21 protein-coding genes are annotated in these 23,325 nt (G+C 65.0%); 17 read left to right on the forward strand and 4 right to left on the reverse strand.

What is annotated here, in order from left to right; genetic code table 11:
• The first annotated feature begins 11 nt into the window (after window positions 1-11).
• From ACFE70_RS00505 to ACFE70_RS00535, 7 genes are all read left to right on the forward strand, one after another.
• Window positions 12-716 carry a HupE/UreJ family protein gene (locus ACFE70_RS00505; protein WP_375415737.1) on the forward strand — a complete coding sequence of 235 codons (705 nt, stop codon included), beginning with the start codon at window positions 12-14 and terminating at the stop codon, window positions 714-716.
• 82 nt (window positions 717-798) lie between these two features.
• Entirely contained in the window at window positions 799-1,197 is a 399-nt protein-coding gene (locus ACFE70_RS00510; protein ID WP_375415738.1) for a hypothetical protein, read from the forward strand.
• Between the two features lie 134 nt (window positions 1,198-1,331).
• A complete protein-coding gene (locus ACFE70_RS00515) occupies window positions 1,332-1,571 on the forward strand; it encodes a hypothetical protein (RefSeq protein ID WP_375415739.1) in 240 nt (79 codons plus the stop codon).
• Between the two features lie 10 nt (window positions 1,572-1,581).
• Entirely contained in the window at window positions 1,582-3,969 is a 2,388-nt protein-coding gene (locus tag ACFE70_RS00520) for a TonB-dependent receptor (protein ID WP_375415740.1), read from the forward strand.
• A 42-nt stretch (window positions 3,970-4,011) separates the two neighbouring features.
• Window positions 4,012-4,908, forward strand: a complete 897-nt coding sequence (locus ACFE70_RS00525) for a murein L,D-transpeptidase catalytic domain family protein (protein WP_375415741.1) — start codon at window positions 4,012-4,014, stop codon at window positions 4,906-4,908.
• Window positions 4,909-5,052: 144 nt separating this feature from the next.
• On the forward strand, window positions 5,053-5,901 hold the full coding sequence (locus tag ACFE70_RS00530) for a murein L,D-transpeptidase catalytic domain family protein (RefSeq protein ID WP_375415742.1): 849 nt from the start codon (window positions 5,053-5,055) through the stop codon (window positions 5,899-5,901).
• 215 nt (window positions 5,902-6,116) lie between these two features.
• On the forward strand, window positions 6,117-7,364 hold the full coding sequence (locus tag ACFE70_RS00535) for an MFS transporter (protein WP_375415743.1): 1,248 nt from the start codon (window positions 6,117-6,119) through the stop codon (window positions 7,362-7,364).
• A gap of 147 nt (window positions 7,365-7,511) precedes the next feature.
• Here the strand turns inward: ACFE70_RS00535 and ACFE70_RS00540 are convergent, their stop codons facing one another.
• Window positions 7,512-8,573 (reverse strand): Ldh family oxidoreductase, encoded by a 1,062-nt coding sequence (locus tag ACFE70_RS00540; protein WP_375415744.1) that lies wholly within the window; start codon window positions 8,571-8,573, stop codon window positions 7,512-7,514.
• Window positions 8,574-8,740: 167 nt separating this feature from the next.
• Here ACFE70_RS00540 and ACFE70_RS00545 point away from each other — a divergent pair, with 167 nt between their 5' ends.
• Window positions 8,741-9,181: a BlaI/MecI/CopY family transcriptional regulator gene (locus tag ACFE70_RS00545; RefSeq protein ID WP_375415745.1), complete on the forward strand. Its 441-nt coding sequence runs from the start codon at window positions 8,741-8,743 to the stop codon at window positions 9,179-9,181.
• Window positions 9,178-10,782, forward strand: a complete 1,605-nt coding sequence (locus tag ACFE70_RS00550; RefSeq protein WP_375415746.1) for a TonB family protein — start codon at window positions 9,178-9,180, stop codon at window positions 10,780-10,782. The genes ACFE70_RS00545 and ACFE70_RS00550 overlap by 4 nt, the downstream gene beginning before the upstream one ends.
• 42 nt (window positions 10,783-10,824) lie before the next feature.
• On the opposite strand, the gene ACFE70_RS00555 is transcribed toward ACFE70_RS00550, so the two are convergent.
• Together ACFE70_RS00555 and ACFE70_RS00560 are read right to left on the reverse strand one after the other, a co-directional pair.
• Entirely contained in the window at window positions 10,825-11,805 is a 981-nt protein-coding gene (locus tag ACFE70_RS00555; protein WP_375415747.1) for a phosphatase, read from the reverse strand.
• Between the two features lie 91 nt (window positions 11,806-11,896).
• The gene (locus ACFE70_RS00560) at window positions 11,897-12,790 is read right to left on the reverse strand and encodes a class I SAM-dependent methyltransferase (RefSeq protein ID WP_375415748.1); all 894 of its coding nucleotides are present in this window, start codon (window positions 12,788-12,790) and stop codon (window positions 11,897-11,899) included.
• 73 nt (window positions 12,791-12,863) lie between these two features.
• Between ACFE70_RS00560 and ACFE70_RS00565 the strand changes: the two genes are divergently transcribed.
• The 8 genes from ACFE70_RS00565 (at window position 12,864) to ACFE70_RS00600 (ending at window position 22,309) form a co-directional block, all read left to right on the forward strand.
• Window positions 12,864-13,364, forward strand: coding sequence for a DinB family protein (locus tag ACFE70_RS00565; RefSeq protein ID WP_375415749.1), 501 nt, complete (start codon window positions 12,864-12,866; stop codon window positions 13,362-13,364).
• An 87-nt stretch (window positions 13,365-13,451) separates the two neighbouring features.
• Window positions 13,452-15,350 (forward strand): penicillin-binding transpeptidase domain-containing protein, encoded by a 1,899-nt coding sequence (locus tag ACFE70_RS00570; protein ID WP_375415750.1) that lies wholly within the window; start codon window positions 13,452-13,454, stop codon window positions 15,348-15,350.
• Window positions 15,351-15,437: 87 nt separating this feature from the next.
• Complete coding sequence (gene dapF, locus ACFE70_RS00575; protein WP_375415751.1) at window positions 15,438-16,226, forward strand: diaminopimelate epimerase; 789 nt, start codon at window positions 15,438-15,440, stop codon at window positions 16,224-16,226.
• A 23-nt stretch (window positions 16,227-16,249) separates the two neighbouring features.
• Entirely contained in the window at window positions 16,250-16,780 is a 531-nt protein-coding gene (locus tag ACFE70_RS00580; RefSeq protein WP_375415752.1) for a GNAT family N-acetyltransferase, read from the forward strand.
• A gap of 422 nt (window positions 16,781-17,202) precedes the next feature.
• On the forward strand, window positions 17,203-18,438 hold the full coding sequence (locus ACFE70_RS00585; RefSeq protein ID WP_375415753.1) for a glycosyltransferase family 1 protein: 1,236 nt from the start codon (window positions 17,203-17,205) through the stop codon (window positions 18,436-18,438).
• Between the two features lie 126 nt (window positions 18,439-18,564).
• A complete protein-coding gene (gene glf / locus ACFE70_RS00590; RefSeq protein WP_375415754.1) occupies window positions 18,565-19,743 on the forward strand; it encodes a UDP-galactopyranose mutase in 1,179 nt (392 codons plus the stop codon).
• Between the two features lie 229 nt (window positions 19,744-19,972).
• Window positions 19,973-21,289, forward strand: a complete 1,317-nt coding sequence (locus ACFE70_RS00595; RefSeq protein ID WP_375415755.1) for a family 1 glycosylhydrolase — start codon at window positions 19,973-19,975, stop codon at window positions 21,287-21,289.
• Between the two features lie 159 nt (window positions 21,290-21,448).
• Entirely contained in the window at window positions 21,449-22,309 is an 861-nt protein-coding gene (locus tag ACFE70_RS00600; RefSeq protein WP_375415756.1) for an SDR family oxidoreductase, read from the forward strand.
• A gap of 45 nt (window positions 22,310-22,354) precedes the next feature.
• On the opposite strand, the gene ACFE70_RS00605 is transcribed toward ACFE70_RS00600, so the two are convergent.
• Window positions 22,355-23,251, reverse strand: a complete 897-nt coding sequence (locus ACFE70_RS00605) for a PhzF family phenazine biosynthesis protein (RefSeq protein ID WP_375415757.1) — start codon at window positions 23,249-23,251, stop codon at window positions 22,355-22,357.
• Window positions 23,252-23,325: the final 74 nt, after the last annotated feature.

Below are 23,325 nucleotides of genomic sequence, written 5' to 3' on the forward strand. Positions count from 1 at the left end.
ACCTAGCAGTTTTGAACGAATCTGCGACCTCTGCGAAAACACGGCGTCCTCTGCGGGAGGCTTCGCTGCGCGCGGGGGGGGTAGGCTTGGTGTTGCTGCTCGCCCACTCCGCCACTGCCCACGTCCTCGACCAGGACCTGAGCAAGCTCTCCCGGACCGAGCTTTTTTGGACCTACCTGCAAGTAGGCTTTCAGCATATCGTGCCGCTGGGCCTCGACCACATCCTGTTCGTGCTCAGCATCTTCTTTCTGGAGCCGCGCCTCAAGCCAGTGCTGGTGCAAGCCACGGCCTTCACGTTGGCGCACTCCATCACGCTGGGACTGGGCATGTACGGCCTCATCCGTCCGCCGACCGAGATTATCGAGCCGGTCATTGCCCTTTCCATTCTCTTCGTCGCGATAGAGAACATTTTTAGCGACAAGCTCAACCCCTGGCGGGTGCTCCTCGTGTTCGGCTTCGGCCTGATTCACGGTTTGGGCTTCGCCAGCGCCCTCACCTCGCTGGGCTTGCCCAAAAAGTCGTTTTTCGAGTCGCTGGTGGCCTTTAACGTGGGCGTCGAGTTGGGGCAGGTGTCGGTTATTCTGCTGGCCTGGGCGCTGGTCGGGCACTGGTTTGCCGGTAGGCCCTGGTACCGGCGCCGGGTCGTGATTCCCGCCTCGGTCGCCATTGGCCTCGTCGCGGCCTATTGGACCGTGGAGCGGGTATTTTTTACGTAAAATTATTTAATTGAAGCTTATATAATGCAGCATACAAGTCGCTGCTATTCTCGTACTTGCTGACAGTTAATTCCCTACCCCCTTGCCCCGTCCCTATCTCGTTCTGCTCTTGCTGCTTAACTACCTGCTGGTAGTCGGCGCGGGCATGGCCGAGCGGCCGGCGCGGGTCGTGGACCGGCCGTTTCCCTACGTGCACAGCCACGACTGCCAGTTTCAGTTGCAGCACACGCTGCGCCTGGCCTGCTTCGACGATTGCAACGGTGTGCAGTACACCCTGAAAAAGCACGGCGAGCGGCCTCCCTTGCAGCAACTGCTCTCCTCCCTCAAGGGGCTGGATTTGCACTGCCTGCCCGAAGCCGGGGGGGTAGGGATGGTTGCCGCGCCGGCCTTCTACCGGGCCCGGTTGCGCCCCGCCGCCCGCGAGGCGGCCGTGCCGGCCGGCTACCGCGGCCAGCTAGATTTGCCGCCCCGTCGGGGATAAGCCGACTGCGGCCCTCATGCGTGGGGGCCGCCCGGTACCGGGCGCATTGCGTGCCCGGCCGTTTCGTCTTATCACTTATCGGATGCCCGCCCGCTGCGCCGCCGCGCCGGGGCGCGTCCACTTCCCGAGTTTCCATGAATTTCCTGGTTTTACCCCTCCAACCCGCAGCGGGCGCTGCGGCTAGCTCCTTCTGCGTGCAATTGTCGGCCACCGGCCGCGCGGCCCTGGCGCACCCGGCCCTCGGCAGCGCCCGGCGCTTACCCCCCCCTTCCGCCACAGACGCGGCGGGCCAGCCGCGCGGCGGCCTGCTTCAGCAGCGCACCCAGCACCGCACGCAGTGCCGGGCCAACTGCATGAGTAAGGCTAATTTTTGATTTCAGCGTCATGAAATCATCTCGTGCACTCCCAGCCAACGGAACGCGACCTGCCGGGGAGGCAGGCACTGCGGCGGCCCACGCGCCCGCCGACGCGGCGCGCCGGCTCTTTTATCTCGTGCTTGCTGGCCTGAGCCTAGTGGGCGGCCTGCTGCTGACTACTGTTTCGGCGCGCGCTCAGGGCCCAGCTACGTTGCGCGGCTCCGTGACCGACTCACTCTCGGGCCAGCCACTGGCGGGCGTGAGCGTGGGGCTGGCGGGGCAGCCCGGCGGCACGGCTACCGATGCGCGCGGGCAGTTTCGGCTGGCGGGCCTCGCGGCGGGCACCTATACCCTGCGGGTGGGCGCGCTGGGCTACCGCCCCGTCTCCCTACCCCTCACCCTGGCGGCGGGCGAGAGCCGCACGCTGCCCTTCGTGCTGGCTAGCTCGGCACTAAACCTCGCCGAAGTAGTCGTGAGCCAGCCGCGCGACCCCAACCAGAGCCTGGTCGCTATCAGTCAGATTGACAAGGTTTTGCGGCCGGTCAAGTCGGCGCAGGACTTGCTGCGGCTCGTGCCAGGCCTCTTCATCGCCCAGCACGCGGGCGGCGGCAAGGCCGAGCAGATTTTTTTGCGCGGCTTTGATGTCGACCACGGCACCGACTTCGCCGTCAGCGTCGACGGGCTGCCGGTGAATATGGTCAGTCACGCCCACGGGCAGGGCTACGCCGATTTTCACTTCGTGATTCCCGAAACCGTTGAGCAGCTCAAGGTTTATAAAGGGCCCTACACGGCGCGCTTCGGTGACTTTGCTACGGCCGGCGCGGGCGAATTTCTAACCAAAACCCGCCTTGACGCCAGCCAGGTGAAGCTGGAGCTGGGCCGCTTCGACACGCGCCGGGCGCTGGTAATGCTGGACTTGCTCGGCAATGGCGAAAGCCAGCGCCACCTGTTTTCGCAAAAGCCGGAAAGCGCCTACCTGGCCGCCGAGTACAACTTCACCAACGCCTACTTCGACCAGCCCCAGCGCTTCAAGCGCTTCAACGGCCTGCTCAAGTACACGGGTCAGCTTTCTGCTAAAACGGCGCTGACCGTGCTCGGCTCGCACTTCAACTCCAGCTGGGACGCCAGCGGGCAGGTGCCCGAGCGCGCCGTGGAGGCCGGCCTCATCTCGCGCTACGGCAGCATCGACCCCAGCGAGGGTGGCCGCACCGACCGCACCAACGCCTCGCTCATCCTCACCACGGCCCTGCCCCACGAGGCCGTGCTGCGCCAGCAGGCCTACTACTCGAACTACAACTTTCAACTGTTCTCCAACTTTACCTTTTTCAAGGAAAATCCCGCTCTCGGCGACGAAATAAAGCAGACTGACGACCGCCATATTTTCGGCTACCTCGGCACCTACGACCGCGACGACCAGCTCGGCGCCCGTCAGCTGCACACCACCTTCGGCCTCGGCACCCGCCTCGACCGCACCGGCGTGGGCCTGCTCAATGCCACGCAGCGCGCAGTCATCGACACCATCATCACTGGCCGCGTGCGCGAGCAAAACCTCAACGCCTACCTCGATGAAACCCTGACGCTGACCGAGCGGCTGACCCTGAATGCTGCCCTGCGCGCCGACGTGTTCGTGTTCCGCTTTCGCGAAGACCGCGCCGCGGCGCTCTCGGGCCGGGCCACGGCCGGCCGCGTCTCGCCCAAGCTGAATTTGTATTATCAGCTGACGCCCGGCGTGCAGCTGTTTGCGCGTTCCGGCTTTGGCTTTCACTCCAATGATGCGCGCGGCGTGGTGCGCGACCCCAACGCCAACGTGCTGCCGCGCGCGCTGGGCTACGAGGTCGGGAGCACCTTCAAGCCCGTGCCCAACCTGGTGGTGAACGCCGCGCTCTGGGCCCTGCATCTGCAAGAGGAGCTGGTGTACGTCGGCGACGAGGGCATCACCGAAAACGCCGGCCGCACCCGCCGCTACGGCGCCGACCTGGCTTTGCGCTACCAGCTCACGCCCACCTTGTTTGCCGATGTGGACCTTAACTACAACCACGGCCGGCTGGTGGGCGTGGCCGAGGGCGCGAACTTCATCCCGCTGGCCCCGCGCTTCACCAGCATCGGTGGCCTCACCCTCAAGCAGCCCAGCGGCCTGAGCGCCAGCCTGCGCTACCGCCACCTCGACCGCCGCCCGGCCAACGAAGATGCCAGCATCGAGGCCCAGGGCTACTTCCTGCTCGATGGCGTGGTGAGCTACACCCGCCCGCGCTTTCAAATTGGGGCCACGGCCGAAAACCTGCTCAACGTGGACTGGAACGAAGCCCAGTTCGCCACCGACAGCCAGCTGCGCGGCGAAGCCAGCTCCGTCGACGAGCTGCACTTCACGCCCGGCACGCCGTTTTACGTTAAGGTGAACGCGAGCGTGTTTTTTTAGTCAGGGTAGCTTTGCGAGCGTAAATTTCCGCTTATGGGGAGGTTGATTCATCTTTTGCGGCCTTCGGCGTCCGAGAGGGGGGTAGGGGCTGGGCGCGGGCTGGCCGGGGCCGTCGGGCTGCTGGTAGCCCTGCTGCTGGCCCTGCTGGCCGGCTGCCAGGCGCGGGCCGACGAAACGCGGCTGGCCGCCGGCCAGTCCCTACCCCCCGCTGCCGTGGCCGATACGGTCAGGTCTGCCCGCCCCGCGCCACTGCCCGACTCGCTGGCCCTGACGCCCGTACTGCCGCTGCCTGGCCTCACGCCGGCCTTACGCCAGGCCATCGGCCAACTCCACGACGCCCTCGGCCCCGAAGCCGCCGACCTGCGCCCCGAAGTGCTGACCCAGGCCTGCGTGGGCTACCTCGCGCTGCGGCAGCAGGACCGCGCCCAGAGTTGGGGCGCCGTGCTGGCCGTGGCCGACCTCGACCTGCCCAACACCACGCCCCGCCTCTGGGTCATTGATTTGAAGGCCCGCAAAGTGCTGCACCGCAGCCTGGTGGCGCACGGCCGCGGCTCGGGCCACCTGCGGGCCCGGCGGTTTTCGGGCCAGCTCAAGTCGGCCTGCTCGGCGCTGGGCTTCTACCGCACGCTGGCTACGTATGAGGGTAAAAACGGCCTCTCGCGCCGTCTGCGCGGCCTCGACCCCGGCCAGAACACCACCGCCGAGGACCGCTACGTGGTGCTGCACGGTGCCGACTATGCCGGCCCGGAGTACGTGGCGAAATATGGCCACCTGGGCTACAGCCGCGGCTGCCCGGCCCTGCCGCCGCGCCAGTACGCGGCCATCATCCGGGCCTTGCCGGCGGGGCGGGTGCTGCTGCTGAGCGGGCCGGGGCTGGCCTCGCGCTGGCTCGATGGGGCGGCGGCCGGGCGGCGGTTTGCGGCCCGCGGCTGGGAGTGAGCGGTTGGGGCGGGAGAGGGGGGGTAGGGAATGAAAACCGGCGCCTGGGCGTTTGCTGCCTGCCGCCGGCGCCGGAATTGTCCACTTCTGGTTGGTTTGCGTAAGAGAGGTAGTTCGCTTTATTCCCCAGATAATTCTATCGTTATGGAAAAGCCCAGTGTCGTTCAACGCCGCCGCCACCTCAAGCGCCACGCCCGGCGGGCGGCCCGGCGGGTCTTGCCGTTTCTCGCCTCCTTGTTTCTGGCTACGCCCCTGGCGGGCCCGGTGAGCAAGTCAATGGCCAGCGCCCAGCCCAATCAGCGCCTACACATACCGGCCCAGCCAGCGACGCAACTTACCGCTGCCCAAAGCTTCGAGCAGCGTCTGCAAAGCATTTATAGCAGCCTCGGCGCCGAGGCGCAGGGCCTGCGCTATCCGGTGTTCGCTAAGGCGATGACGGGTTATCTGAACCTGCAAAAAGACGGCAAGCTCAACGCGGCCAAGCCGCTGCTTACGGTGGTCGATTTTGACCTGCCCAGCACTGAGAAACGTTTGTGGGTGCTCGATTTGGCGCAGAAGCAAGTGCTGTTTCATACGCTCGTGGCCCACGGTCATAATTCGGGTGAAAATCAGGCCACCAACTTCTCGAACACCAACGAGAGCAACATGAGCAGCCTCGGCTTCTACGTGACCGCGGGCGAGTACCAGGGCAAGCACGGCCGCTCGCTTAAGCTGCAAGGGCTGGATGAAGGTTTCAACACGAACGCCGCGATGCGCTCGGTGGTGATGCACGGCGCCGACTACGTGAGCGAGAATTTTATCAAGCAGAATGGCCGGCTGGGTCGCAGTTTGGGCTGCCCGGCGCTGCCGATGGACTTGAAAGATGCTATTATCGAGGCCGTGGGCGGCGGCAGCTGCTTGTTCCTGAACGCGAGCACGGCCGAGTATTCGTCTAAGTTTCTCAATCAGGACGTGGCCCAGCAAGTGTTGGCCGGCACGGTGCAGACTTCGTAGCCTATTGCGGTTTGTTTTTGAAGGAAGCCCTTTCGCGTTGTGCGGGAGGGCTTTTTTGTGGAGTAGGGGGTAGGGATTTGTTGGCGTTGAGTTGTTCAATGTTAACTAACGACGCCTCCCGCAGAAGACGTAGAAGTTTTAGCTACGCTGTCCTTCGGTTCGCAGGTGACGCAGAGCGCGGACGGCGCGGGTCATTTTTAATCAAATCATTCTTTATGCCGGCCCCGCCTCATCGCCAGCTACCACTGCTCTACGCTATCATTCTCGTGGATGTGATTGTGGGGGCGGCGGTGGGGCCAGTGCTGCCGGAGTTCGTGCGCGGGCTGCCGCAGCCGCAGCTGTGGCTGTCGCTGGGCACGGGGTTGTTTCTGGGAGTGCAGCTGTTTTCGGCGCCGCTGCTCGGGCGGCTTAGTGATGGCTACGGGCGGCGGCCCATCTTCATCTTTTCGGCCCTGGGTACCGTGCTGGCTAATTTGCTGTTGCTGCCCGTGCGCGCGGGCCTCTATTTCGCCAACCGCCTCTCCGACGGCCTCACTAACGGGCTTTACGCCACGGTGCGCTCGGCCATTACCGATATTTCGCCGCCGGAGCGCCTGTTTCGCAACCTTGGGATTGAGGGCGCCATCATCTCGCTGGGCTTCGTGCTGGGGCCGATGACGACCGGCTTCATGCTCACGGCGCTGAGCGTGCCGCCCGGCTTGCAGGCCGCTTACGTGGTGCGGCTGGCCGTCGGGCTGGCCTTGCTGAACGTGCTGCTGAGCCTCTGGCTGCCCGAAACCCACCGGCAGCGCAACGGCGTGCGTGGCGCCGAACTGCGCGCCGAGCTGGCCCGCAGCGTCAACCCGCTCACGCTCTGGACGCGGCTGCAAGCCAAGGACGCCGCCAATCCCGGCCTCCGGCGCATTGTGCTCACGCAGGTGGCGCTTACGCTCAGCACGGGTTATTATTTCTACTTTGTGCCCTTCGCCAGCCTGAGCGCGCTGCGCATGGATGCGCGCGCCATCTCCTACTTTTTTATGTTTTTCGGCGGGCTGAGCATCGTGTTCAACTACGTCTTCTATACCTTTCTCGCCGACCGGATTAATCAGCGCTGCGCCATCGTCTGGCTGGCGGCGCTGGGCGTGCCCGTGCTGGCCGGCTACGGCCTGGTGGGCAGTTCGCGGCCGGCGCTCTACACGCTGGTTTTCATCGATTGCCTCACGCTTTCCCTCATTCAGGGCTTGCTCGAAGGCCTGCTGGCCGGCCGTACCACCGAGGCCGACCGGGGCGAGATTTTCGGGCTGAACCAGGCGTTTCAGGGCCTGGCTAGCTTCGGCACCACGCTGGTTTTTGGTGGGCTCTCGGTGCTGGATTTGCGGCTGCCCTGGGCCTGGTTTGCGCTGTGTCTGGCCGCCGTGGCCTGGCTGGCAGCGCGGCGGGAGCCCCATCCCCTAGCCCCTTCCCCGATGGGGAAGGGGAACTAGTCGTTAGCGCTAGTACTAGCTTCAGTTCTAGCTCTAAATCTGCTTCCGGTTCTATTCTAGAGCTAGCGACTGGTCCCCTTCCCCATCGGGGAAGGGGCTAGGGGATGGGGTTGCCGGGGAGGGCGAGCTGTAAAGCCAGAGCAACCACTACAACTTTACCCCGAACCGCTTTCCTACCCCCTCCAAATCCTGCACCACGGCCTCCAGCAGCGGAATGCCGCCCAGCAGGCGCTGGGCGGCGGTTTCGCGCTCCGGGTCGCCGGGGATAAGCACCTGCTTGCCCTCCACGGCCGGCGCGGCGCGAAAGGTGCTTATCCAGTTGTCCATGTGCGCCTTAAACTCGTCGGCCGGCCGGAACGCATCGACGCGCATCGCGCCAAAAAAATGGCCCAGGCCCTGCCCAACCGGATTCGCGGCCGGCTGCAAAAACGCCACGAACGGCGGCACCCAGGGCCCATAATTGGCGCCCGATAGCACGGCTGAAAGAATGTCGACGATGCTGCCCAGCGCGTAGCCTTTGTGCGAGCCGGTGGCGCCGCCCAACGGCAAGAGCGCGCCGCCGTTTTTCACGGCGTGGGCGTCGGTGCTGGGCTGGCCGGCGGCGTCCTGGGCCCAGCCTGCGGGGATGGGTAGGGATTTGCGCTGCGCGATTTCGAGCTTGCCGTTAGCGGCGGTGGTGGTGGCCATGTCCGCCACGAAATCGGGCTGCTCGCCGGCGGGCACGGCCACGGCAATGGGGTTGGTGCCGAGCAGCCGCTCGCGCGAAAACGTGGGCGCCACCAGCGGCGAGGCATTGGTCATGGCGATGCCAATCATGTCGTGGGCCAGGGCCAGCATGGCGTGGTAGCCGGCGATGCCGAAATGGTTGGAGTTACGGACCGAGACCCAGCCCGTACCCACCAGCTGGGCTTTCTCGATGGCCACGCGCATGGCTTTGGGGCCCACCACCAGCCCCAGGCCGCCGTCGCCGTCTACTACGGCCGTGCTCGGCGTCTCATACGTTACGCCCACCCGCGGCGCGGCGTTGATGCGGCCCGCCTCCCAAAGGCGCACGTAGCCCCCGAGCCGGGCCACACCGTGCGAGTCGATGCCGCGCAAATCGGCGGCCAGCAGCGTTTCGGTAGCCAGCGTGGCGTCGGCGTCGGGGCAGCCGATGGCCTGGAAAATCTGCTCGGTAAAGGTGAAAAGCTGGGCGTAGGGAAGGGTCATGGGGAGCGGTGGCGCGGCAGGCAGGCCGCGCATCTGGCGGGAGTTTCGGGGGTAAAGTAACGCGCGGACTTGCTGCGCGCGGGCCTTGTTTATTTTCAACGTAATTTATAGTTGATAACTAAAATTTACGTTGTACCATCGCATCCTACTCCGTTATTCCTGCCCCTATGCCCCCGCCCAACCCCGAACTTACCCGCGCCGAGGAGCAGGTGATGCAAATCATCTGGCAGCGCGGCCCCAGCCACGTCAAGGACGTGCGGGCGGCCTTGCCTGCGCCCGCGCCGGCCCTCACCACGGTCTCCACCATCGTGCGCATTCTGGAGCAAAAAGGCTTCGTGAGCTACGAGCCCGTCGGGCGCGGCTACCGCTACCACGCCTTGGTGGCGCAGGACGACTACCGCCGCTTTTCGCTGCGCAAGCTGCTGCGCGGGCACTTCGGCGGTTCGTTCGGACAGCTGCTGTCCTTTTTCGCCCAGGAAGAAAACCTCGACGCCGCTCAGCTCGATGCGCTGCTGCGCCAGGCCTATACCAACCGGCTGGCCGATGACGACACCCCCGATGCTGCTGTCTCGCCTACCTCCTCACCTTCAAACGACCCGCTGCCATGACTTCCGCCCTACCCCCTTTCGCGGCTTGGCTGGCCGCTACGGTGCTGCCGCTGGGCGCCGCGTGGCTGCTATTCCAGTTGGTGCTGCGTTCTGAGCGCTGCTTTGGCTACAACCGCGCCGTGCTGCTGCTCGCGCCGCTGGTCGCGGCTTTGTTGCCGCTGTTGCCGCGGCCCGAGCTGCCGGCCTGGCCCGCCGGACCCGGAGTAGCGGTGGCCGGCCCGGTCAGCTCGGCGGGCGTGAGCGTGCTGCTGCCGGCCCTGGAGGCCACTGGGGGGGTAGGCGCCGCTGGCTGGGGCGGCTGGTCCTGGCTGGCCGCCCTCTACGGGGCCGGCGTGGCGCTGGGACTGGCGCGGCTGGGCGGGCAGCTCTGGCACTTGCGCCGCGCCGCCCGCGAACTGCCCCGCGAGGAGCGCGCCGGCTACGCGCTGGTATATACCGGCGGGCAGTTGCCGACCAGCTCATTTGGCCGCACCATTTTCTGGGATGAAACCGCCCACCTGACTGCCGCCGAAGCCGAATCGGTGCTGGCCCACGAGCTGGCCCACGTGCGCCAGGGCCACACCTACGACGTGCTCTGGCTCGAAGTCTGGCGGGCCGTGCTCTGGCCTAATCCGTTCGCCTACCTGCTGCTGCCGGCCCTGCGCCTCACCCACGAGCTGCTGGCCGACCGCGCCGCCGCTGCCGTCGCCGCGCCGCCTACCCCCCTCACTTCCGCCGAAGTGCCTTACTCGGCGCTGCTGGCCCGGCTCACGGCCCAGCGATTAGCCGGCCCGGCTTATTCCACTTTGCTTCAACCGTTTACCTTTTCCTCCACCCTAACCCGAATTGCCATGTTGCAGAATCAAACCCCCGTGCGCCGCTGGAAGCAGTGGCTGGCTCTGCCCATGCTGGCGGGGCTGCTGGTAGTTGCCGGCTCGCCAGTTAGCGCGCAAACTGTCCTCGGCAAGAATGCGTCCGCGGCCGAGCGGCAGACGTGGAAAGAGCAAGTGATGAGGAATGTGAAAAAAGCCCTTCACGATGATTCGCTGGCTACCGGCGGTAAAAGAAATCCTGATAGAGCGTGGCACCTCGACATTAAACGAGATGCGACCGTGGAATTTCGTTACCAGGACAGCCCACCGCCGCCGCCAAAACTGATGTTGAGCCCTGATGTTTTCGTTGGCTTTATCGAGGGCGACGGGTCAGGTGCGCTCATACCGCGTCGTATTGCAGAAGTTGCGGAGCGGATGGCCCAAGAGCACAGCGAACCGGATAAGCCTACCGGCCCAAATGGGCCCAAGGTGTACACCTTCGTCGAGCAGATGCCCGAATTGCCTAGCGGTGGTGGCAATGTGGCCATTATTCAAGCAATTCAGGATAAGCTAATTTATCCGAAGGCTGATGCCGGTAGCGCGGCGCCTGAAGGAAGAGTATTCGTGAGCTTTACTGTGAATGCCGATGGAGCTGTGCGCGACATTAAAATCGTCAAGGGTCTGGCTTCCGTCTATGACGCGGCCGTGGTGGCGGCCGTGCAGCAGCTGCCGCGCTTCAATCCCGGCCGGCAGTCCGGTAAGGCGGTGGCAGTGAGCTTTACCGTGCCGGTGCAGTTTAAGGTAAAGTAGTGAAACAGAGGGGGTAGGGAAGCGCGGCACGGCCCCATTTTCCTACCCCAGCATTTCGGCCAAAAGCCCTTCTTTCAGCGCATACGCCGACGCCGTAAGCTGCGTGATGCCGCTGAGCATCAGCACGTAATCCAGCAGCACACTGGCCACGACCAGCATATCAGCGCGCATGGGGAACATGCCGGGCAGGGCCAGGCGGCCGGCGTGGTTGAGGCTCAAAAGCTGCTGATGGCTGCGCCGAAAGCTTTCCAGGGCCAGCGGCGTGGCCGGCGGCACTTCGGCTTCGGGGCGCACGCGGCCGGCTTGCAAGTCGCCCAAGGAGTCGAACGAGCCGGAGGCGCCCACCAGCGCGACGGGCCGCAGCTCGGCCACGGCGGCGGCGAGCGGCGCCAGCACCTGGGCCAGGTACGCCTGCTCGGCCTGCACGGCGTCGGCGGGCATGGTGCCGCTGGGGTCAGGGAAGAACTGGTCGAGCAGGCGCTGGGCGCCGATTTCAAAGCTCTGCTTCCAGAAAATGGTGTCGGCGTTGGCAATAATAAATTCCACGGAGCCGCCGCCAATGTCCATGAGCAAGTGCGGCACCGCACCCAGCGGCACGGCCTGCCGGATGCCCGCGGCAATCAGCTCGGCCTCGCGCGCCCCGCCGATGACCTCGACCTGAATGCCGGTTTGCTCTAAAATGTCAGCAACTAATTCGGGGCCGTTGCGGGCTACGCGCATGGCGCTCGTGGCTGTGGCTTTCACCTGCGTGGCCTGGTGCAGCTCGATTTCTTCCCGGAAGCCGGCCAGCGTGTGCAGGGCGCGGGCATAGGCGGCGGGCGCGATTTCGCCCTGGCTGATGCCGCCCTCGCCCAGCCGCACGCCGGCTTTGGTACGCAGCAGCTCGCGCGGCTTGTTACCGGGCGCGGCGGGCAGCTCCACGATGAGCAGGTGGAAGGTGTTGGTGCCGAGGTCGATGAGGGCGAGGCGGGTAGGAAGGTGGGTCATGCTTTTGTCATCTGTCATGCTGAGCTTGCGAAGCATCTTATCACGTGAGAACGAGCACTAACTTCTAATTACTGCCTCGTTCGGCGGCGAGAAGATGCTTCGCAAGCTCAGCATGACAGTCGCTTATTTACGTGGCAAACCGGCAGAACGTGCCCAGCGGCAGCTTGCGCTGGCCGGCATCGAGCAGGTAAATTTCGCCCAGCTTGCGCGTGGCGGGGGGGGTAGGGAAAATGCCCGTCACCAGATTATCCAGAATCAGGGCCGAGAAGCCCAGCGAATACAGGTTGACCACGAAAAAATGGTCGTCGGGGTCCAGCAGCTGCTGGCTGAGCTTGAGCATTTCGTTTAGCTCGTCTTCCAACTGCCACTTCTCGCCGTTGGGGCCGCGGCCGTAGGCGGGCGGGTCCAGAATCAGGCCCTGATATTTCGAGCCGCGCTTGACTTCGCGGCGCACGTATTTCATGGCGTCTTCCACGAGCCAGCGCACGCCGTCGAGCTGGCTGGCCTCCATGTTGTCGCGGGCCCAGAAGTTGACTTGCTTGACCGAATCGAGGTGGGTGACGTCGGCGCCGGCGGCGCGGGCGGCCAGCGTGGCGGCGCCGGTGTAAGCAAACAGATTGAGCACCCGCGGCTGCGCCGTGCGCCGCGCTTTGGTCTGGTTATAAATGAATTGCCAGTTCGGGTCCTGCTCCGGGAACAGCCCCACGTGCTTGAACGAAGACAGGCCCAGCCGGAATTTCAAGTTCAGCCCGCCGGGCCGCTGATAATCAATCAGCCACTGCTCGGCCATCTTGGGCTTGAGTTGCCACTGGCCTTTGTCGCCGCTGCTGGCGCTGCCGGCGGCGCGGGTGAAGGTGGCGTCGGCGCGCTGCCACTCGCTGGCCGGCAGGTGCGGGTCCCAGATGGCCTGCGGCTCGGGCCGCGCCAGCACGTAGGGCCCGAAGCGCTCCAGCTTCTGGAAGTGGCCGCAGTCGAGCAGCGCGTAGTCGGGCCAGGGGCTGGTGGTGAGGAAATCGTACATTCGCCGCAAAGGTAGGGCCGGGCCCCGTGGGCCGGGAAACGGCAGTTCCCTACCCCCCGTTCTCCGCCCCGCCATGCCCGAACTCCCCCGCCTGCTCGACCAGCTCCGGCGCGCCTTCGATGGCGACGCTTGGTCGGGGCCATCTTTGCTGGCTACGCTCGATGGCTTGAGCGCGGCCCAGGCCGCCGCCCGGCCGCTGCCCGGCGCCCACAGCATCGGCGAGCTGGTGCGCCACCTGGCGAGCTGGGCCGAAACCGTGGCGCAGCGCGTCGCCCGGCAGCAGCTCGTGCCCGCCGTAGCGGCCGACTGGCCCCCATTTCCCGCCGAGGCGACCGATGACGCCTGGCAGGCGGCCTTGCAGGAGCTGCGCGCGGCCCACGCGCACCTGCTGGCTGCGGCCGTCGCCCTGCCCGAAGCCGCCCTCGATACATTGCTTCAGGCCCCACCAAACCAGCCCGCCGGGGCGCCAACGTCTGGCTACGTGCTGCTCCACGGCACGGCCCAGCACTACCTCTACCACGCCGGGCAGGTGGCGCTGCTGCGCAAAGGGCTGGAGCGGCCGGCGGGCCCCTGACCCAAATATTCTATTCGATACGGTGAGGTAAGCTCTTCGCTAGCAGACCGTTTTAGTCGTGTCCCGCGCTAAGTCGTACACGCAGGCATGTTAATCGAAATGCAAAGTGCGCGGCGACGGCCGGCGCTGCTGGCCGTCGCCGTCGCGGGTTTGCTGGCCGCCGGGCTGTGGTGGGCCAATGCAATGCCGCCACCAGAGCCCGAACTGCGGCAAGCAACGGAGCTGCCGGCTCCCGCCGACTCGCTGCGCTGCCCGGAGTGCGTGCGCCGCCGCGAGGTGCAGGAGCCGGGCCCGCGCGGCCGCGTCTTCGACCGCCGCGACACGGTGCTGGTGGCTTCCGACTGGCACTATACGCTGGCCCTACCCCCCCGGCCGCCCCTAGGGCATATCCTGGACTCGGCGCGCCTGAACCGCGTGCTGGACTGGCGGGCCGGCACTCTGCAACAGCGCGCCCGCGCCGACCAGCCCGAAGCTGTCCTGCTGGGCCGCCCCGTGCGCCTGCCCCTGAGTGCCGCCGAAGCGGAGCGGCTGCGCCGCCAGCTGGCCGGGCACCCCGGCAACTGGCCGGGCCTGGCACTGCAACAGCAGCGCCGCCGCACTTATCGCCAGCCCATTGCCGCGCAGGCGCTGGGCTACTGGCCCGCCGATGCGGCGGCCTTCGTGCGCGACGCCCAGCGCTACCGGCGCGGCCGCTTCTACCGCCTGCGCAGCGGCGGCGTCGAGAGCTACTACCACGGTATACTGGCCGGCCAACGGGGCATTAGCCACCCGCTGCTCGACTCGGCTGGCGTCGTGCAGGGCAGTTGGGCTGCTGATACGGCTTACCAGGCCCCGCGGGACTTACATCTGGGCCTCGACGCCGGGCTGCAAGCCTACGCCGAGCGCCTGCTGGGCCGCCGCCGCGGCTACATCGTGGCCCTGGAGCCGGCCACCGGCGAGATTCTCTGCTTCGTCTCGGGCCCCACCTATAATCCCGCCGTGCTCACTGACCCCGACCGCCGCACCCCGGCCCGCGACCTGCTGGCGCACGAGCGGATGCCGCTGCTCAACCGGCCGGCCCTGATGGCCGGGCCGCCCGGCTCGGTGTTTAAGCTCGTGAACGCGGCCGTGGCCTTGCAGCTGGGCGCCATCCGGCCCACCACCGGGTTTCTCTGCAATCAGCGGCTGGTGAACTGCGTGCACCACCACCCCCGCCCCCAAAACCTGACGACGGCGCTCAAGTACAGCTGCAACCCCTACTTCTACCAGGTGCTGCGGGCGGTGGTGGAGCGGCCGGCCGGCCTTGACACCTGCGCCGGGCGCCGGGCCAGCTTCCGTGCCTGGCGGCGCTGCGCCCGCTCGTTCGGGCTCGATTCGGTGCTGGGCACCGACCTGATCCGCGAGAGCCCCGGCCTGCTGCCCACCCTGGCCCGCTACGACGGCCGCGCCGGCGCCGACTCCTGCCGCTGGGGCTTCCGCCGCATCTTCTCGCTGAGTTTAGGCCAGGGCGAAATCAACCTCACCGGCCTGCAGATAGCTAATGTGATGGCCGCCATTGCCAACCGCGGCTGGTACATCGCGCCCCATTTCGTGCGCGGCATCGGCGACTCGGGCCTACCCCTGCCGCGCTTTCAGGTCCGGCACCGGGTGCTGGTCGATAGCGCCAACCTGGCCGCGCTGGTGCCTGGCATGGTGGCCGCCCTGGAGCGCGGCGGTACCGCCGAGAGCGCCAGCCTGGCCGACGTGGGCATCACGGTGGCCGGCAAAACCGGCACCGTGGAAAACGACGAGGGCGACGACCACGCCGTGTTTGCCGGCTTCGCGCCCGCCGCCGCTCCCCAAATCGCAGTGGCCGTGTACCTCGAAGGCGCGGGCTTCGGCGGCCACGCCGCCGCCCCCTACGCGGCCCTGATTATCGAAAAATATTTGCGCGGCAATATCTCGCCCCGCCGCCGGGTGATGGAGCGTTGGGTTCAGACCGGCAACCTGCACCGGCGGATGCGGTAAGTTTGCAGCCGGGAGCACTGCACCACGAAACAGAGTTTCACGGTGCAGTGCGGTACCTGTCCACATCCCTTAACTCCCCAGCACTCCGTGACCTTCTACAAATACCAGGGCACCGGCAACGACTTTATCCTCCTCGACGACCGCAGCGAGGACTTTCCGGCTGCGGAGCACCAGCACATTGCCCGGCTCTGCCACCGCCGCTTCGGCATCGGCGCCGATGGCCTGATTCTGCTGCGCAACTGCCCTGACTACGACTTCCAGATGCTGTACTATAACGCCGACGGCCACCCCGGCAGCCTCTGCGGCAATGGCGGGCGCTGCACCGTGGCCTTCGCCCGGCAGCTCGGCGTCATCGGCCAGAAAGCGAGGTTTATGGCCGCCGACGGCCCCCACGAGGCGCTGGTGGAAGCCGACGGCACGGTGCGCCTGAAAATGAGTGACGTGGCCGCCGCCGAGCCTATAGCCGCGGAAGCCGGCGACGTGTTTCTGGATACCGGCTCGCCGCACTACGTGCGTTTCCTACCCCCCGGTGCGGGCGCGGCGCTGGCCGAGCTGGACGTGCTGGCCGAGGGCCGCGCCCTGCGCGGCAGCCGCCCCCACGGCACCAACGTCAATTTCGTAGAAGCGCCGGCCACTGCTTCGCAGCCTTGGGCGGTGCGCACCTACGAGCGGGGCGTGGAAGATGAAACCTACTCCTGCGGCACCGGCGTGACAGCCGTGGCCCTGGCCGCCGCCGGGCGCGGGGCGGCCTCGCCGGTGCGCCTGCGCACGCCCGGCGGCGAGCTGGAAGTCGCCTTCGAGGCGCGGGCCGATGGCTCATTTGCCAACGTGTGGCTCAGCGGGCCGGCCGTGCTGGTGTTTCAAGGCCGGCTGTAGCACGGCGTTCTTTGCTGCTCAGCATGACATTCTTTCACGCAACCCCTCCTGTTTCCCTCCGTGCCCTCGAACCCGATGACCTGGAATTTCTCTATTCCCTGGAGAATGACCCGGCCATCTGGGCGGTGTCGGACACGCTGGCGCCGGTCTCGCGCCACGCCCTGCGCGAGTACCTACGCCACGCCGGCACCAATTTTTACGAAGCCCGGCAGCTGCGCCTGCTGGTTTGCGTCGGGCCGGAGCGCCGGCCGGTGGGCACAGTAGACTTGTTTGAGTTCGAGCCTTTGCACCAGCGGGCGGGGGTAGGGATTACAATTCTGGCGGCCGAGCGGCGGCGCGGCTACGCCCGCGCTGCTTTGGCCCAACTGCTGCTCTACGCCCGCCAAACCCTGCGCCTGCACCAGCTTTTCTGCACCGTCGGAGCCAGCAATCGGGCCAGCCTGGCCCTGTTTCGGGTGGCGGGGTTTCGACGGGTGGGCGTGCGGCGAGAATGGCTGCGCGGCCCCACTGCCGGGCAGTGGCTCGATGCCGTGGAGCTGCAATGCCTGCTCTGAGGTGGGCTTGAATAGGGGGGGTAGGGATTGGGGCGGCGGCCCATTGAGTGAGCGAACGCTAAAAATTCAGGCGCTGCCAGCTGGCCAATATACTTAGCATCAGGTCAGATTGCAGAAGCAGTCAATGGCCCGAACACGCCCCGCTCAGAGCCCGACTATTGCCGGAGAAAGATATTTTAAATCAGAATAGTAGTCAGGTCGACCGCCGAGGTGTTTTAAGGATACAAAAAAAGCGAATTTATCAAATATATTATCATATCAAAGCCTGTTTGCCTGAAATAGCGTGAGCCACTGTGGCGCTGGCGGGAGAGGGAGCTGTATCCTTTTTGGGGGCTGGACCGTAAAAGTCGGGCAGGTGTCCCCGGCGGGCAATTATCGATAGCAAGCCGGCGGGGCGCTGCCCTTTTCCTACCCCCCTTCTCATGCCGCTCTCTACTCTGGCGGGGGCATCGGTGCGCCCCCAAGCCGCCGGGCCCGTGTCCACCGAACCAACTCCGTCTTATACCCTGCCCGACCTTGTGTGCTTCGCGCACCTGCACTGGGACTTTGTGTGGCAGCGCCCGCAGCATCTGCTTTCCCGCTTCGCGCAGCACGGCCGCGTTTTTTACGTCGAAGACCCGTTCGTACACCCCGACCAGGTAGCGCCGCACCTCGAAATCAAAGAGCGGCAGGATGGTAAGATTAAAGTGGTGGTGCCGCACCTGCCGGCGGACCTGAGTCAGGAAGAATCGGAGCAGACGCAAGAAGAGTTGCTGACGCGCTTTTTTAGGGAACAAAAGATAGAACAATATATATTCTGGTACTACACTCCCATGTCCATTGGCCGCTCGCGCAGTTTCCGGCCGGTGCTGACGGTGTACGACTGCATGGACGAGTTGGCGGCCTTCAAATTTGCGCCGCCCGAGTTGCGGTCCCGCGAGCAGGAGTTGTTTAGGAAGGCTGATTTAGTGTTTACCGGTGGCCAGACCCTCTACGAAGCCAAAAGCCAGCAGCACGCCGACGCCCACGCCTTTCCGTCGTCGATTGACAAAGAGCACTTCGGCCAGGCGCGGCAGCCCGGCGACGACCCCGTTGACCAGGCTAAAATTGCGCACCCGCGGGTTGGCTTTTTCGGCGTGGTAGATGAGCGGCTCGACATCAAGCTGCTGGGCGAACTGGCCACGGCCCACCCCGAATGGCAGTTCGTTATTATCGGGCCGGTGGTAAAAATTGATAGGGCGGATTTGCCCCAGAATAAGAATATTCACTATCTCGGAGGCAAGGATTATAAGGAACTTCCGGGCTACTTGCGGGGTTGGGATGTAGCGACGCTTTTATTCGCTGATAATGAAAGCACTAAGTTCATTTCGCCTACCAAAACCCCTGAGTATCTGGCCGCTGGCAAGCCCGTGGTCAGCACCCCCATCCGGGACGTAGTGCGGCCTTACGGCGAGTTGAACCTGGTACAGATTGCGGCGGACGCGCCATCATTTGGAGGGGCTATTACCCAGGCGCTGGCCCAGCGCGATGACCCGGACTGGCGGCGTCGCACGGATGAGTATCTGGCGACGATTTCCTGGGACCTGACCTGGCAGGCTATGGTGAGCCTGATGCAAGAGCGCCTAGCCGCCAGGTCCGGCCAGCCGGCCGATGCTACGGTTGATAATTCGCTTAGCTGACTAAGCTTTGCCTAGCTAGTGCGGAAGAGCTACGATATTTAATATTTAAGTCTTCTGGTCTAACAGTTCGTTCTTTAGTTTTGTCCCTTCCCATTACTTCTCTACCACCTTCATCACCTCCAAACTATGTTTGACTATCTCATCGTCGGGGCCGGATTTGCCGGCAGTGTGCTGGCCGAGCGGCTAGCAACCCGCTCCAACAAAAAAGTGCTTGTAGTCGATAAGCGCAACCATATTGCTGGTAACGCCTACGACCACTACAACGAAGACGGCATTCTCATCCACAAATACGGCCCGCATATTTTCCACACCAACTCCAAAGACGTATTCGACTACCTGGGCAACTTCACCGATTGGCGCCCTTATGAGCACCGCGTGCTGGCGTCCGTCGATGGCCAACTCGTGCCGATGCCCATTAACCTCGATACGATTAACAAGCTCTATGGCTTGTCGCTGACCAGCTTCGAGCTGGACGCCTTTTTCGAGTCGGTAGCCGAGCAGGTGCCCGTCATCCGCACGTCGGAAGACGTGGTAGTGAGCAAGGTGGGCCGGGAGTTGTACAACAAGTTCTTTAAGAACTATACCAACAAGCAGTGGGGCCTCGACCCTTCGCAGTTGGATAAGAGTGTGACGAGCCGTGTGCCGACCCGCACCAACCGCGATGACCGCTACTTCACCGACACGTTTCAGGCCATGCCGCTGCACGGCTACACCCGGATGTTCGAGAAGATGCTCGACCACCCCAACATTAAGGTGATGCTCAACACCGACTACCACGACATCATGGACTTCATTCCGTTCAAGGAAATGATTTTCACGGGCCCCGTGGATGAGTATTTCGACTTTAAGTTCGGCAAGCTGCCCTACCGCTCGCTGGAATTCAAGCACGAGACGCTCAGCACCGAAAAGCACTTGGCCGCGCCGGTGGTAAACTTTCCCAACGAGCATCCCTACACTCGCATCACCGAGTTCAAGGCGCTCACCGGGCAGCAGCACCCCAAAACGGCCATCGTGTACGAGTTTCCGCAGGCCGAGGGTGACCCCTACTACCCCGTGCCGCAGCCCGAAAACGCCGAGCTATACAACAAGTACAAGAAGCTGGCCGACGAGACGCCCAACGTACACTTCGTGGGCCGCCTGGCGACTTACAAGTACTACAACATGGACCAGGTAGTCGCCCAGGCCCTGACGCTTTACAAGAAGCTGACGGAGAAGTCGGAGGAAGCCAAGGCGAAAAAGCCGGCTATTTCGGGTACCACCTCGCTGGTCGATAAACTGGTGAGCCGTGCCCCGCAGCAGGGGTAGCAGCCTGAAGTCTGCCGGAGGATAAGCACTGACGAATAGGACGCTGTGAATGCGACAAGCAACTATTTGTAACCTTCGAGTGCTAGTTTTTCGTTATTTAGTACACTTTCTCGTATCTGTCATCCTCTACTCGTGCGCCACCGGCGCCGAGTTGGGGATGACAGATTCGTTTCGGGCGTTACCAACCTCCACACTAGACGCTCGCTATCCTTCCACCAACCCTGAAAATATGACTGACTTACAACTCTGGGGCGGCATTGAATGCAGCCATTGCCGAGTCGGCGACACTTGGTCGGACCAGCTCACGCGCAACGGCCACCGCGACCGGATTTCGGACTTGGATGCCATTGCTGACCTCGGCATCAAGCGCCTGCGCTACCCCGTGCTGTGGGAGCACACCGCGCCTGAGCACCCCGACCAGCGCGACTGGCGCTGGGCCGACGTCCGCCTACCCCGCCTGCGGGAGCTGGGCATCGAGCCTATTATCGGGCTGGTGCACCACGGTAGCGGCCCCCACTACACGGCGCTTCATCAGCCTAATTTCGCCCCCGGCCTGGCCGCTCACGCCGCCGCCGTGGCCCGCCGCTACCCCTGGCTCACCGACTACACGCCCGTCAATGAGCCCCTGACTACGGCCCGCTTCAGCGCCCTTTACGGCCTCTGGTACCCGCATACCCACGACGACCGCACGTTTATCCGGGCCTTGCTCAATCAGTTGCAGGCCACGAAGCTGAGCATGAAGGCCATTCGGGAAGTAAATCCGGCCGCCCGGCTTATTCAGACCGAAGACCTGGGGCAGAGCCACGGTACGCCCGCCATGCGGAGCCAGGTTGAATTTGAGAATGACCGCCGCTGGCTCAGCTTTGACATCCTGGCTGGCCGCGTAAACCGGGAGCATCCGCTCTGGGACTACCTGCGCCACCACGGCGCCGAAGAAGCCGAACTGCTGGCCTGGACCGACGACCCTCTACCCCCCGATGTGATGGGCATCAATCACTACCTGACCAGCGAGCGGTTTCTGGACGAAGAGTGGGAGCGCTACCCGCCCGCCAACTGGGCCGGGCAGCCCGCCCGGTACGCCGACACCGAGGCCGTGCGCGTTGACTTTGGCCCCCACGGCGAGATGTCGGGTGTCCAGCGGCTGCTCAGCGACGTATGGCAGCGCTACGGCCTGCCCATCGCCGTGACCGAAGCTCACCTGGGCTGCACCCGCGAGGAGCAGCTGCGCTGGCTTCAGCACGTGTGGCAGGCCGCGCAGGCCGCTCGGGAAGAAGATGGTGCCGACGTACAAGCCGTTACGGTGTGGTCATTGCTAGGCACTTATGATTGGAACAGCTTGCTCACCCGCGACGCGGGCTACTATGAAACGGGCGTGTTTGACGTGCGCAGCGGGCAGCTGCGGCCCACGGCCCTGGCCGGACTGGTGCGGGCGCTGGCCACGGGCGCGCCCTATCGCCACCCGGTGTTGAGCGCGCCCGGCTGGTGGCAGCGCGACGAGCTGCGGCTGCACTTCCGCCACCACGCCGAGCAGTTGGTAGCGGTGTAGCGCCCCGTTCTGCTAATCACTTAATCAGGGCAGTTCCCTACCCCCTCATTCCGGGCGAAAGAGGGGGTAGGGAATCGTCCTAACCGATAAAGCTTAAGGTGCTGACTAGCAGGCACAGAGCCTGGCATAGCTTATTTCCTACCCCCTCAATTACCTATTATGGCCGCCAAACCTCTCCTCATTACCGGTGCCCACGGCACCCTGGCGCGCGCCTTTGAGCGGATTTGCCACACGCGGGGCCTGGCCGCCGTCACGCTGGCGCGGGCCGAGCTGGACATTGCCGAGCCGGCCAGCATTGCCGCCGCGCTGCGCCGTCATAAGCCCTGGGCAGTGGTGAATACCGCCGGCTACGTGCGCGTCGACGAAGCGGAGGCCGACGAGGCGCGCTGCTTTCGGGAGAATACCGAGGGCCCGGCCGCGCTGGCCCTGGCCTGCGCCGCGCACGAGCTGCCGCTGCTCACGTTTTCTTCCGACCTCGTGTTTGATGGCCAGCAGGCCGAGCCCTATGTCGAAAGTGCCCCGACCAGCCCGCTCAACGTGTATGGCCGCAGCAAGGCCGAGGCTGAAAAGCAGGTGCTGGCGCAGCATCCGGACGCCCTGGTGGTGCGCACCAGCGCCTTTTTCGGGCCCTGGGACGCTTATAATTTCGTGTGTTCGGCCTTGCAGGCCGGGCGAGCCGGCCAGCCGTTTGCCGCGGCCGACGACGTGCGCATCAGCCCGACCTACGTGCCGGATTTGGTGAACACCAGCCTGGATTTGCTGATTGACGAGGCCAGCGGCATCTGGCACGTGGCCAACCAAACAGCCTGCACCTGGGCCGAGTTCGCGCAGGCCGCTGCCCGCGCCGCCGGCCTGCGTCCCGATTTTATCCGGCCCCAGCCGATGGCCAGCTTCGGCCTGCCCGCTGCCCGCCCCGCCCAAACGATGCTCCTGAGTGAGCGTGGCATGGTGCTGCCCTCGCTGGAAGATGCCCTGGGCCGCTGCGTGTGGGAAATGCGCCTGGAGGGCCAGTTGGCGTAGCCCAGCCTCTTTGACTTTGGTCGGCCGAAGGGAGGTAGGCGCAGCTCACGGGCGCAGGGTGCCCTCGACCACGACTACGCCCGTGCCGCTAATCTGCACGCTCTCAATAGCTTCGCGCGGCCCATTAACCCGCACGGCAATGGTGCCGGGACGGCCGAGCCAGTGGCCTTGCTCGGCCATAAAGCTGGGCTCTTGCAGGTAGCCGTAGTGCCACAGATAAGCAGCCATGCTGCCGGTGGCCGAGCCGGTGACGGGGTCTTCGGCCAAATCGGGGGGTAGGCCGAACTGCCGGGCAAACGTGGCGCCCGCCGGCGTAGCGCCGCCCAGGCAAAACAGGTGGGGGCTGAAAAAACCCGAGGTGGCGCGGTAGCGGGCCAGCGCCGCCGGGTCGGGCACGTGGGCGCGGCGCAGGGCCGCGTGGTCGCGCACGAAAAGCATGAGCATGGGCGTGCCGGTGCTCACGGTTTGAATAATGGAATCTGGGTAAATGTCGGCCGGCGTCAGGCCGAAGAGCGGCGCTACTACCGCCGGGTCGTGCACGGCGCCAAACACTGGCCTCCGCTGCGTCATCTGAATTTGCGGCAGTGGATTAGCGGGCGTCGGCGCCCGCACGTCGATACGAATGGGGCCGTGCCGCAGCTCCAGGTGCAGGGTGCTTGGCGTGCCGGAGAGGGGTAGGCGGCCGGTGTGCAGCAGCGCGGCCACCACGGCAATAGTGGGGTGGCCAGCGAGTGGAATCTCCTCGGCCGGCGTGAAGAAGCGCACGGCAAATTCAGCCACGGCGGAGCGGCGCACGAAGGCCGTTTCCGCCTGGTTGAACTCGCGGGCCAGGCGCTGCATCTGCTCATCAGTGAGGTCGTCGGCGTCGAGCACTACAGCGCAGGGGTTGCCGCCGAGGGGGGTAGGGGTGAAGGCATCGACGAGCAGAAACGGGTAGGGCATGGCAGTTGATAAGTGGGGTATTGGCGCGGGGCTCTGCCCCGTGCCGGCTTCTACCCGGCTCCTGGCCGGGCCGC

This window comes from uncultured Hymenobacter sp., from assembly GCF_964243305.1.
In the GTDB taxonomy this organism is placed as follows: domain Bacteria; phylum Bacteroidota; class Bacteroidia; order Cytophagales; family Hymenobacteraceae; genus Hymenobacter.